The sequence below is a fragment of the Burkholderia sp. ZZQ-2 genome (genome assembly GCF_050768715.1).
GTDB classification, from domain to species: Bacteria; Pseudomonadota; Gammaproteobacteria; order Burkholderiales; family Burkholderiaceae; genus Burkholderia; species Burkholderia cepacia.
In genome coordinates, this window is sequence record NZ_LDVA01000276.1 from 14,407 (window position 1) to 26,134 (window position 11,728).

At 67.9% G+C, this 11,728-nt stretch carries 12 protein-coding genes; 9 read left to right on the top strand and 3 right to left on the bottom strand.

Features of this window, described 5'->3' with window-relative positions; genetic code table 11:
* The first annotated feature begins 9 nt into the window (after positions 1–9).
* The 8 genes from ddpX to ABY44_RS22505 all read left to right on the top strand — a co-directional run bounded on the left by ddpX (position 10) and on the right by ABY44_RS22505 (position 7,023).
* Entirely contained in the window at positions 10–573 is a 564-nt protein-coding gene (ddpX, locus tag ABY44_RS22470) for a D-alanyl-D-alanine dipeptidase (RefSeq protein WP_027791890.1), read from the top strand.
* A gap of 61 nt (positions 574–634) precedes the next feature.
* On the top strand, positions 635–2,236 hold the full coding sequence (locus ABY44_RS22475; protein WP_059496889.1) for an ABC transporter substrate-binding protein: 1,602 nt from the start codon (positions 635–637) through the stop codon (positions 2,234–2,236).
* A 10-nt stretch (positions 2,237–2,246) separates the two neighbouring features.
* Positions 2,247–3,317, top strand: a complete 1,071-nt coding sequence (locus tag ABY44_RS22480; protein WP_027791892.1) for an ABC transporter permease — start codon at positions 2,247–2,249, stop codon at positions 3,315–3,317.
* 67 nt (positions 3,318–3,384) lie between these two features.
* Complete coding sequence (gene nikC / locus ABY44_RS22485; protein WP_027791893.1) at positions 3,385–4,299, top strand: nickel transporter permease; 915 nt, start codon at positions 3,385–3,387, stop codon at positions 4,297–4,299.
* A 1-nt stretch (position 4,300) separates the two neighbouring features.
* Positions 4,301–5,203 (top strand): ABC transporter ATP-binding protein, encoded by a 903-nt coding sequence (locus tag ABY44_RS22490; RefSeq protein ID WP_060173422.1) that lies wholly within the window; start codon positions 4,301–4,303, stop codon positions 5,201–5,203.
* Positions 5,200–5,976: an ABC transporter ATP-binding protein gene (locus ABY44_RS22495; protein WP_060173423.1), complete on the top strand. Its 777-nt coding sequence runs from the start codon at positions 5,200–5,202 to the stop codon at positions 5,974–5,976. The genes ABY44_RS22490 and ABY44_RS22495 overlap by 4 nt, the downstream gene beginning before the upstream one ends.
* Positions 5,977–6,105: 129 nt before the next feature.
* Positions 6,106–6,360: a GlsB/YeaQ/YmgE family stress response membrane protein gene (locus ABY44_RS22500; RefSeq protein WP_027791896.1), complete on the top strand. Its 255-nt coding sequence runs from the start codon at positions 6,106–6,108 to the stop codon at positions 6,358–6,360.
* Positions 6,361–6,687: 327 nt separating this feature from the next.
* Positions 6,688–7,023, top strand: coding sequence for a hypothetical protein (locus tag ABY44_RS22505; RefSeq protein WP_027791897.1), 336 nt, complete (start codon positions 6,688–6,690; stop codon positions 7,021–7,023).
* Between the two features lie 66 nt (positions 7,024–7,089).
* Here ABY44_RS22505 and ABY44_RS22510 read toward each other — a convergent pair whose 3' ends face one another.
* From ABY44_RS22510 to ABY44_RS22520, 3 genes are all read right to left on the bottom strand, one after another.
* Positions 7,090–7,962, bottom strand: a complete 873-nt coding sequence (locus tag ABY44_RS22510; RefSeq protein ID WP_027791898.1) for a LysR substrate-binding domain-containing protein — start codon at positions 7,960–7,962, stop codon at positions 7,090–7,092.
* A gap of 144 nt (positions 7,963–8,106) precedes the next feature.
* Positions 8,107–9,006 (bottom strand): class A beta-lactamase, encoded by a 900-nt coding sequence (gene bla, locus ABY44_RS22515; RefSeq protein ID WP_060173424.1) that lies wholly within the window; start codon positions 9,004–9,006, stop codon positions 8,107–8,109.
* 219 nt (positions 9,007–9,225) lie between these two features.
* Positions 9,226–10,086: a peptidoglycan DD-metalloendopeptidase family protein gene (locus tag ABY44_RS22520; protein ID WP_060173425.1), complete on the bottom strand. Its 861-nt coding sequence runs from the start codon at positions 10,084–10,086 to the stop codon at positions 9,226–9,228.
* Between the two features lie 522 nt (positions 10,087–10,608).
* Between ABY44_RS22520 and ABY44_RS22525 the strand changes: the two genes are divergently transcribed.
* Positions 10,609–11,505 (top strand): LysR substrate-binding domain-containing protein, encoded by an 897-nt coding sequence (locus tag ABY44_RS22525; RefSeq protein WP_060173426.1) that lies wholly within the window; start codon positions 10,609–10,611, stop codon positions 11,503–11,505.
* The last annotated feature ends 223 nt before the right edge of the window (positions 11,506–11,728 follow it).

Consider the following 11,728-nt stretch of genomic DNA (forward strand, 5'->3'; position numbering starts at 1 on the left):
GAACCGCCAATGAACGACCACCGCCTCGTCGAAATCACGCCCGCCACCCATCGCGTCGACATCGACCTCGTCTACGCGACCGACCGCAACCTGACCGGCAAGCCGATCTACCGCCGCGCGCACTGCCTGCTGCTGGCACCGGCCGAAGCCGCGTTGCGCCGCGCGGTGAACGTCGCCGCGCAGGCCGGCTTCACGCTGCGCATCTACGATGCGTACCGGCCGCCGCAGGCGCAGCAGGTGCTGTGGGATTTCCTGCCCGACCCGAACTTCGTCGCCGATCTCGGCCGCGGCTCGAATCACAGCCGCGGCACCGCGCTCGACCTGACGCTCGTCGGCGCGGATGGCGAGCCGCTCGACATGGGCACCGGCTTCGACGAGATGGTCGCCGCATCCGGCCACTTCCACGCGGGGCTGCCCGAAGCCGTGCAGCGCAACCGCCTGCTGCTGCTCGGCGTGATGCACGCGGCCGGCTTCGCGCACATCGACAGCGAATGGTGGCACTACGAACTGCCCGGCTCGCATGCGCTGCCCCAGATCGACAATGCGGCAAGCGGCCCGTGGCGCCTGATGTGATGGCCCGACGCATTCTCCCCACCGTTCACGTTCAACGACTTCAACGACCCATGGAGCGCAGATGAAACCCCTGACATCCCGGCTCGTCGCGGCGCTGGCCGCCGCATCCGTTCTCGCCGCCGTTCCGCTGTCCGCCGCGCATGCGGAGACGCCGAAGGACATGTTCGTGATGGCCACGCTGCTCGACGAATTCACGACGCTGGACCCGGGCGAGGTCTACGAACTGGTGCCGGAGGAATACGTCGCGAACACGTACGACCGGCTCGTGCGCGTCGACCTGCGCGATCCGTCGAAATTCAACGGCGACGTCGCGCAGTCGTGGACGGTGAGCACCGACGGGCTGACCTACACGTTCAAGCTGCGCCCCGGCCTCAAGTTCCACTCGGGCAACCCGCTGACGGCCGACGACGTCGCGTGGTCGATCCAGCGCGCGGTGCTGCTCGACAAGGGGCCGGCGGCCGTGCTGACCGGTATCGGGCTCACGAAGGCGAACGTCGTCGCCAACGTGAAGAAGCTCGACGACCTGACGGTGTCGGTCACGACCGACCAGAAGTACGCGCCGACCTTCGTCCTGAACGTGCTGGGCTCCTGGCCCGCCTCGGTGCTCGACAGGAAGCTGCTGCTGTCGCACCAGCAGGGCAGCGACTTCGGCAACGCGTGGCTGAAGACCAACGAGGCCGGCTCCGGCGCGTACAAGCTGGTCAAGTGGACCGCCGGCGACAGCGTCGTGCTGCAGCGCTTCGACGGCTACCGCCTGCCGCTCGCGATGAAGCGCATCGTGCTGCGCCACGTGCCCGAAGCCGCGAGCCAGCGCCTGCTGCTGGAGAACGGCGACGTCGATGCGGCACGCGACCTGAGCCCCGACGATCTGGCGTCGGTCGTGAAATCCGGCAAGGCGAAGGTGTCGGCATCGCCGCAGGCGACGCTGCTGTATCTCGGCCTGAACACGAAGAATGCGACGCTCGCGAAGCCCGACGTGCAGGAAGCGCTGAAGTGGCTCGTCGACTATGCGGGCATCCAGGGCAACGTGGTGAAGACGACCTACAAGGTCCACCAGACCTTCCTGCCCGAAGGTTTCCTCGGCACGCTGAACGCGAACCCGTACCGGCTCGACGTCGCGAAGGCGAAGGCGCTGCTCGCGAAGGCCGGCGTGCCGAACGGGTTCTCGGTGACGATGGACGTGCGCAACGATTATCCGTACACCGAAATCGCGCAGGCCGTGCAGGCGAACTTCGCGCAGGCGGGCATCAAGGTGCAGTTGATCCCCGGCGACAACAAGCAGACGCTCGCGAAATACCGCGCGCGCCAGCACGACATCTACATCGGCGAATGGTCGGCCGACTACATCGATCCGCACAGCAACGCGCAGGGATTTGCGTGGAACCCCGACAATTCCGACAAGTCGAGCTATAAAATGCTGGCCTGGCGCAACAGCTGGGACATTCCGCAACTGACGAAGGAAACCGACGCCGCGCTCGCCGAACCGACCGCCGCGAAACGCGCGCAACGGTATCAGGCGATGCAGAAGGAGATGCTCGCGCGCTCGCCGTTCGTGATCATGTTCGAGAAAGTCGCGCAGGTCGCGACGCGGCCCGGCGTGAGCGGGCTCGAAGTCGGGCCGATCAACGATCTCGTGTCGTACCGCAACCTGAAGAAGCAATAAGATTCACCGCATGTCGACTCCCGCCTCCTCCCTCGAAGCCCTGCGCACGCTGCCCGCGCGGCGCCCGGCCGTGCGCTGGGCACTGCGCGTGCTGCGCTGGACGCTCACGCTCGCCGTCACGTTCGCGGGGCTGCTCGCGCTGACGTTCGTGATCGGCCGCAAGGTGCCGATCGACCCCGTGCTCGCGATCCTCGGCGATCGTGCGTCGGCCGAGGCATATGCGGCCGAACGCATCGCGCTCGGGCTCGACAAGCCGCTCGTCACGCAATTCCTGATCTATGCGCGCGACGTGCTGCACGGCCATCTCGGCATGTCGCTGCTGACCGCGAACCCCGTGCTCGACGACATCAAGCGCGTATTCCCGGCCACGCTCGAACTGGCGACGATCGCGACGCTGATCGGCATCGCGATCGGCGTGCCGCTCGGCGTCGCGGCCGCCGTGAAGCACAACCGTCCGATCGATCACATCGCGCGCTTCGTCGGGCTGATCGGCAATTCGGTGCCGGTGTTCTGGCTCGGGCTGATGGGGCTGCTGCTGTTCTACGCGCGGCTGCACTGGGTCGGCGGGCCGGGCCGGCTCGATCCCGTGTACGACGGGATGGTCGATCCGCGCACCGGCAGCCTGCTGATCGACGCGGCGCTCGCGGGCGAATGGGACGTGTTCCGCAATGCGGTATCGCACATCGCGCTGCCGGCCGCGATCCTCGGCTACTACTCGGTCGCGTATCTCAGCCGCATGACGCGCTCGTTCATGCTCGACCAGTTGAGCCAGGAATACATCGTCACCGCGCGCGCGAAAGGCTTGCCGGAGCGCCGCGTGATCTGGCGGCATGCATTCGGCAACATCGCGGTGCCGCTGCTCACCGTGATCGCGCTCACCTACAGCAACCTGCTCGAAGGCTCGGTGCTGACCGAGATCGTGTTCGCGTGGCCGGGGCTCGGCTCGTACCTGACCGGCGCGCTGCTGAACGCCGACATGAACGCGGTGCTCGGCGCGACGCTCGTGATCGGCGCGATGTTCATCACCGTCAACCTGCTGACCGACGCGCTGTACCGCGTGTTCGATCCGCGCGCGCGCTGAGGCGCCGACACGACATGACCGCTTCCACCCTGCTTCTTTCATCGCCCATGCCGAAGGTTGTCCAACCATGAACGCCGAGCGTCTCACGCTGCGCGCGTGGCTGCTGTCCGACGCGCCCGCCTCGCGCTCGCAGGCCGCACTCGGCCTCGCGTATCGCCGCTGGCGCCGTTTCGCCGGCAACCCGCTCAACCTGTTCGGGCTCGCGATCCTCGTCGCGCTGATCGTCGTCGCGATCGTCGGCCCGCTGATCATGCCGCACGATCCGCTGCGCCAGGTGCTGTCCGACCGGCTGCTGCCGCCCGGCTCGCCGTCGCACTGGCTCGGCACCGACCAGCTCGGCCGCGACATCCTTTCGCGGCTGATCGCCGGTTCGCGTCTCACGCTCGGCATTGCGCTGCTCGTCGTCGTGATCGTCGTGCCGATCGGCCTCGCGATCGGCACGACGGCCGGCTATTGCGGCGGCTTCGTCGACAGCGTGCTGATGCGCATCACCGACATCGCGCTCGCGTTCCCGAAGATCGTGCTAGCGCTCGCATTCGCGGCCGCGCTCGGGCCCGGCGTGATCAACGCGGTCGTCGCGATCTCGATCACCGCATGGCCCGCGTATGCGCGGCTCGCGCGCGCGGAGACGATCCGCATCGCGCAGGCCGACTTCATCCACGCCGCCCGCCTGCAGGGCGCGTCGGGCCCGCGCATCCTGCTGCGCTACATCGTGCCGCTGTGCATGTCGTCGGTAATCGTGCGCGCGACGCTCGACATGGCCGGCATCATCCTGACCGTCGCAGGCCTCGGCTTCCTCGGCCTCGGCGCACAGCCGCCGAGCCCCGAGTGGGGCTTCATGGTCGCGTCGGGCCGCAACGTGCTGCTCGACGCGTGGTGGGTCGCGACGCTGCCCGGCTGCGCGATCCTGCTCGTGAGCCTCGCGTTCAACCTGCTCGGCGACGGGCTGCGCGATGTCTTCGATCCCCGTCATGGAGCGTGACATGCCGATGAACCCCGCCCCCACGCCCGCGCCGCTGTGCGAGATCGACGGCCTGAAGATCGGCTTTCGCGGGCACGACGGCACCGTCACCGATGCCGTGCGCGACCTGTCGCTGACGCTCGCGCCCGGCGAACGCTTCGGCATCGTCGGCGAATCGGGCTCCGGCAAATCGCTGACGGGCCGCGCGCTGCTCGGCCTGCTGCCCGACGCCGCGCGCTGGTCGGCGCGCACGATGCGCTTCGCGGGCCACGACCTGCTCGCGATGTCGCCGCGCGAACGCCGGCGGCTGTGCGGCAGCCAGATGGGCATGATCCTGCAGGACCCGAAATATTCGCTGAACCCGGTGATGACGGTCGCGAAGCAGATGGGCGAAGCGTTCCGGCTGCACGAGCCCGGGCTGCGCGGCCGAGCGCTGCGCGAGCGGATCGTCGATGCACTCGCGGCCGTGCAGATCCGCGACCCGGCGCGCGTGGCCGATGCGTATCCGCACGAGCTGTCGGGTGGCATGGGCCAGCGCGTGATGATCGCGATGATGGTGTCGACCGGCCCGCGCCTGCTGATCGCCGACGAACCGACCTCCGCGCTCGACGTCGCCGTGTCGATGCAGGTGCTCGCGGTGCTCGACGCGATGATCGCGCGCCACGACACGGGCCTGATGTTCATCAGCCACGACCTGCCGCTCGTGATGTCGTTCTGCGATCGCGTCGCGGTGATGTACGCGGGCCGCGTGGTCGAAACCTGCGCCGCGCGCGACCTGCGCAACGCTTCCCATCCCTATACGCGCGGGCTGCTCGCGGCGAACCCGCCGCTCGCGAACCCGCCGGACGAACTGCCCGTGCTGCGGCGCGATCCGGCGTGGCTCGAACCCGCGCCGCCCGCCGATCGACAGGAGGCCGCACGATGATCGACGTCGATCACGCATCGATCCGTTTCCCGACCCGCACGGGTCACGTCGACGCCGTGCGCGACGCGAGCTTCGCGGTGCGCGACGGCGAGGTGTTCGGGCTCGTCGGCGAATCGGGTTCCGGCAAGTCGACGCTGCTGCGCGCGCTGACGGGCCTCGTGCCGCTCGCGTCCGGCAGCCTGTCGATCGACGGCCGGCCGGTCGGCGGCACGCCCGATCGTGCGTTTCGCCGCCACGTGCAGATGGTGTTCCAGGATCCGTACGCGTCGCTGCATCCGCGCTTCACGGTCGACCAGACGCTGCGCGAACCGCTGTCGATCCACGGCATGAGCGACACCGATGCGCGTATCGCCCGCGCGCTGTCCGAGGTCGGCCTCGGCCCCACGTTCCGGTTTCGTTATCCGCACCAGTTGTCGGGCGGCCAGCGGCAGCGCGTCGCGATCGCGCGCGCGCTGATCGTCGAGCCGCGCGTGCTGTTGCTCGACGAGCCGACGTCCGCGCTCGACGTGTCGGTGCAGGCCGAGATCCTGAACCTGCTGCGCCGGCTGCATCGCGAACACAACCTGACGATGATCCTCGTCAGCCACAACCTCGCGGTGATCGGCTTCCTGTGCCAGCGCGTCGCCGTGATGCAGCAGGGCGAGATCGTCGAGCAGCTCCGGATCGAGGACGTGCGCGCCGGGCAGGTGGCGCGCGACTACACGCGCACGCTGCTGAATGCAACCGAAGGCTATCGTCGTCTCGAGCCTGCGCCGGGCGCGCCGGCCGCGTGACATCCGCACGTCGCGCCGCCATGCGATACTCGGCACGCCACGCGCCGGCTTGCCGCCGCATGGAACCCTTGTGCGCCGCACGGGTCAACTTCGTTTCGTCAACAGCTCAACCGCAATAGGGAGGCGTTCATGCTGCAATTCATCGAAACCCTGGTCGTCGGGCTCATCGTCGGCCTCCTCGCCCGCGCGCTCAAGCCCGGCGACGACAAGATGGGCATCCTGATGACCGCCGTGCTCGGCATCGTCGGCTCGCTGATCGCCGGCTACGTCGGCCGCGCCGCCGGCTGGTACTCGCCGGGCCAGGGCGCGGGCTGGATCGCGTCGATCGTCGGCGCGATCGTGCTGCTCGTGATCGTCGGCGCGGTACGCAAGCGCATGAACTGAACGGCGCACCTTCGCCCCAACGCAAAACGCCGCTCGAGACGAGCGGCGTTTTTGCTTTCCGGACGGCGCGAGGCCGTTGCCCGCACAACGGTCGCGACGACCGTTCGCCGTTCGATCTTATCCCCCCGGCTTTTCCCTGACTTGCGATTACGCAGATTCGGCCTACATTGATTCAAGCAATTCGCAATCGTTTGCCTATAGTCATTATTTCGATTTTTTCATTCAAGAGGCCCAATGGTTTTGCCGTTTACGCATACAGCATCGCGGCGTTGACGGACTGCCACCCGAGCGGCCCCGCTGCGACGCGCTTCCTATATGGAGCCTGTCATGAAGCACCGCCATATCGCCGCCTCGTTCGCCCTGGCTGCCTCGCTTCTGGCCACTTCCTCGTCCTTCGCCGCCGGCGCGTCCGGCATCATCCACTTCTCCGGCATGATCGTCGAGCCGCCCTGCTCGTTCGCGCTCGATACGCCCGATCTCGCCAATGGGCGCGTACGCGCCGACTGTCCGCGCCCGGCAACCGGCCAGATCGCGTTCGTCGACGCGGCGAGCCAGCAGGCGATCAAGACCACGACCTTTACTCAGGCCTCGCGCGCAATCGTTTTACCGAGCCGTCCCGGCAACAATCACGCACCGATGATCGCGGTCGTGACATACCAGTGAAGCCGCTCGCCGGCGCGACGCCCGGCGGGTTCCGCACGCCGGTTCGGTGAACGCGCGCGGCGCCGCTCAGTCGCGGTGGCGCGCGATCCAGTCGCTGAACGCGCGGATCTTCTGCTGGTTGCCGATGTTCTCGGGATAGACGAAGAAGTAGCGCGCGCCCGTCTCGAGCACGAGATCGAACGGCCGTTCGAGCCGGCGCGCGCTGACGTCGTCGTCGACGAGCGTCACGTCGCCGACCGCGACGCCCAAGCCCTGCATCGCCGCGTTCGTCGCGAGATCGAGCGTGTCGAACGTCGGCCCGCGCGCGGGATCGACGCCGCGCTCGCCCGCGTAATCGAGCCAGGCGCGCCAGTCGCGATGATCGCGGGTCGGATGCAGCAACGTGTGACGCACCAGGTCGCCGACCGAGTCGAGCGGCGACGTCTGCCGCAATTCGGGCGCGCAGACGGGCGTCAGCCGCTCGTCGAACAGCGGCAGCGCGAACACGCCCGCGCCCGGCGACGTGCCGTAGACGATCGCCGCGTCGAACGGCTCGGTCGAGAAATCGACGACGTGCTGCCACGCGGTCGTGATCTGCACGTGGAGATCGGGATGCTCGTCCTGGAAGCGCATGATGCGCGGCAGCATCCAGCGCATCACGCAGGTCGGCACTTTCAGCGCGAGATCGGTGCGCTGCCGCGTGAGCTTCATCGAGATGTCCTCGATCCGCGCAAAGCTCTCGTTGACGACCGGCAGCAACTGTTCGCCTTCCGCCGTCAGCGTGAGGCCCTTCGCATGCCGCTTGAACAGCGGAAAGCCGTAATGCGCCTCGAGCGTCTGGATCTGCCGGCTCACCGCCCCTTGCGTGACGCACAGCTGCTCGGCCGCGCGGGTGAAGCTGCGGTGGCGGGCCACCGTCGAGAAGATCTGCAGTGCGTGCAGGGGCGGAAGTCGGTGCATGAAGAAGGCAAACGCAAAAACGGCGCGAAAGGGCCGCGCGCCGGCTCCGGCGCGCGCTGTCCGACACGATAAGCCAAACGCCGGTTTTGCGCGAGGCGCGAGGCGTTAGGGCCTGTTCCCGCTAATAACGGGCTTGCGCTGGCCCTAGGCCGTCGCGGTGAGCGCACCCGCCACGATGCGCGCCGCCGACGCGACGACGTCCGCGCGGGCCGCCGCCGCGGCTTGCGGCTGCGTGAACGATACGGCCATCACGATCGGCGCACGCGACGGCGGCCACAGCACGGCGACGTCGGCCGTCGTGCCGTAACCGCCCGTGCCGGCCTTGTCCGCGATGCGCCAGCTCGGCGGCACGCCCGCCGCGATGCCGGTCGCGCCGCGCGCGCCGCCGACCATCCATTCCGTCAGCTGCGCGCGCTGCGGTTCGGGCAGCGTGTTGCCGAGCACCAGCCGCTGCAGTGTGTCGATCATCGCGACCGGTGTCGACGTGTCCCGCTCGTCGCCGGGCGCCGCGTGATTCAGTTCGGGTTCCCAGTGATCGAGGCGGAACGACGTGTCGCCGCTCGCGCGCGCGAACGACGTGACGGCCTGCGGGCCGCCCAGCACGCCCATCAGCAGGTTGCCGGCCCCCTTGTCGCCCGACTGCAGCATCGCCACGCACAGCTGCTCGATCGTCATGCCCGTGTCGACGTGGCTTTCCGTGACCGGCGAGCCCGACACGATTTCATAGCGGCGGTAAAGAATCCGGCGCGGCAGCAGCGACGCGTCGAGCGAACCGCGCGCGAGCATCGCGGCAGCCGCGACGACCGCATACGTGCCGCACAGCGGGAAGCGTTCACGCGCATGGTGAGCGATGCGCACGCCGTTCGACGTATCGAGCGCGGCGACACCGAGCCGGCCATTCGACGCCTTCTCGAGCGCGGTCAATTCGGCCTGGGCGGCGTGGGCGCGCCCCTGGTCGGCGACCGGCGCGGACGTGCACGCGGCCACGAACGGCGCGGCCACGGCGGCAAGCAACAGCGAGCGGCGTGTCGGAGAGTGTTCCATGGATGAGGTGTGTTCTGTCTTCTGTCTGAAACGATGGCACGAAGCGACGCGGGCACGCCTTAACGAAGCGCCCCCGTTCGCACCGGCGGCCGGCCCGCGACGGCATTCACCGCGCATCCCCGAAAGACGGCCGTCGGCCCCGCGCGAAGCACGGGACTCGCATGAACAGGCCCTAGCGTAGCAGCGACCGCCGCCACGTTCCAGCGAAACGACCCGGCCTCACCCTTGCGACGAAGGCAGGTACGGCATCGGATTGACCGGCTTGCCGTCGCGCCGCACTTCGAACAGCAACGCGACGCGCGAGTTGTCGAGGTCGCCCATCTCGGCGATCTCGTCGCCCTGGCGCACGATGTCGCCCGTCTTCACGAGCAGCTTGCGGTTGTGCGCATAGGCGGTCAGGAAATCCGCGTTGTGCTGGACGATGATCAGGCTGCCGTAATCGTTCAGGCCGGTGCCGGCGTACATCACGCGGCCGTCGGCCGCGGCGCGGACCGGGTCGCCCGGCCGGCCGGCGATCTGGATGCCGCGGTTCTGCCCCGGCCGGAACCCGTCGACGATCTTGCCGTTGGCGGGCCACTTGAGCGCGACGCCGCCTGCATGCCGCTTCGTTTCCTTGACGACCTGACGGTCGCTCGCGGTCGACGCGGTGGCCTGCGCCGATGGCGGGCTGCTCCCCGCGCCATTGCTCGCAGCCGACGAGGCAGCCACCTGCACGCCGGCCGCGCCCGGCGGCGGCAACGGCTGCTGCCTGACGATGCGCAGCACCTGCCCCATGCGCAGCCTGCCGTTCGCGCCGAGCTTGTTCCAGGTGCGCAGGTCGGCAATGCTGCAGCCGTTCGCGGACGCGATGCCCGTCAGCGTGTCACCGCGCTTCACGACGTACTTCTGCGCGACGAGAATCGGCGCGGGAGGCGGGGTGGCGGCCGCCGGCGCAACGGCCGGCGGGCTCGACGGTAATGACTGTGCCGCCAGCGTGTCGCTCGGCGGAACGGACTGCGTGCTTGCACAACCGGCCATGACGAGCACGGCGGCCAGGCCCGGCAGCCACGCCGCGTGACGGTGAATCTCGTGCGATTTCATGGACGATCCGACTCCGGTTTGACAATCTTTCAAGCATCTCAAAAACGGAACGGCCGACGTGTAACCGGATGAAAACAATGATGACAAACGATCACGAACCGGATGCCGGCCGGCATTCGCTACCGGTAATACGGTCCGATTCGGAAAAACTTGATGGTTTTTTTGCGCGGAAACGGAAGAATTTTCGTTTCGCAAAACTATGACGAGCTCGTTTTGATAGGTGTCGCAGCGTGCCACTGCTGCCCGTCGCGACGCTCAACGCAGCCACGCGGCGAGTTCGGAACAGGCCCACGCGATGCCGATGCACAGGAACAGCACGTGCAGCGCGATCTTGAACGACACGCCCCACGACGGATCGATCCGCATGACAGGCTCCCCCGGTTGATGTGCGGCCATGATCCGTCATCGATCGCGCCCCGAAAATACGGAACCGGCGAATCGGGCCTCAGGCTAAGCCTGAGACCCCGGCCGCGGTTCCCTGCTAACTTATCGGCCATTCCAACGCGATCGCCCCCACCCATCATGCGCTTCGACCTGACCGACCTGCGGCTCTTCCTGAACATCTGCGAGGCCGGCACGATCACGAGCGGCGCCGAGCGGACCCACATCACGCTGCAGGCCGCGAGCGAGCGCATCCGCGGCATGGAGGACGAGCTCGGCGTACCGCTGCTGCACCGGACCAAGTCGGGCGCGCAGGCCACCGACGCAGGCCGCGCGCTCGAACACCACGCGCGCACCGTGCTGCAGCAGATCGACCACATGCGCGGCGAACTGCAGCAATACGGCCAGGGGCTGCGCGGGCATATCCGGCTGCTGTGCAACACGGCGTCGCTGAGCGAATACCTGCCCGATGCGCTGGCCGACTACCTGCCGCATCATCCGAAGCTGTCGATCAGCGTCGAGGAGCGCTCGAGCCAGGAGATCGTGCATGCGATCCGCAACAAGACGGCCGAGGTCGGCATCGTCGCCGATTCGGTCGGCCTCGGCGGGCTCGAACAGAAGCCGTTCCGCGAGGACTGGCTGATCGTCGTCGTGCCGGCCGCGCATCCGCTCGCGTCACACGACAAGGTCGCATTCGACACGATCGCCGACGCCGACTTCATCGGCCTCACCGACGGCAGCGCACTGCAGGTGCATCTCGCCGACCAGGCGCGCGCGCTCGGCAAGCGGATCCGCTACCGCGTGCAGTTGAAGAGCTTCGATGCGATCTGCCGCGTGATCGCCAGCGGCGTGGGCATCGGCATCGTGTCGCGCCATGCGGCCGAACGTGCGATGCAGACGATGGACGTGCGGCTCGTCGAGCTGTCCGATCCGTGGAGCCACCGCCGCCTGAAGCTGTGCGCGCGGTCGTTCGACGCGCTGCCGAAGTACACGCGCGAATTCGTCGCGTTCCTGTCCGGCGAAACCGAGCCGAGGTGACGCGCGTCGCTCGCGGTCGATGCCGCGATGCATGGCACGATTCGCTTCGATCCTTATGGATAACGTTTTCTCACAAAATCCGGTGTGTGTATGTCACCGGATAGCCCTTCTGCTCGCCGCGTCCGCATCGACCTTCCGCGCTTTACCTCGTCACGACCGAAAGAAATTCCCGTAATTTTTGCGGCATTCCAATCTGTCTCTCCATTTCCTCGTACCCCGCCAT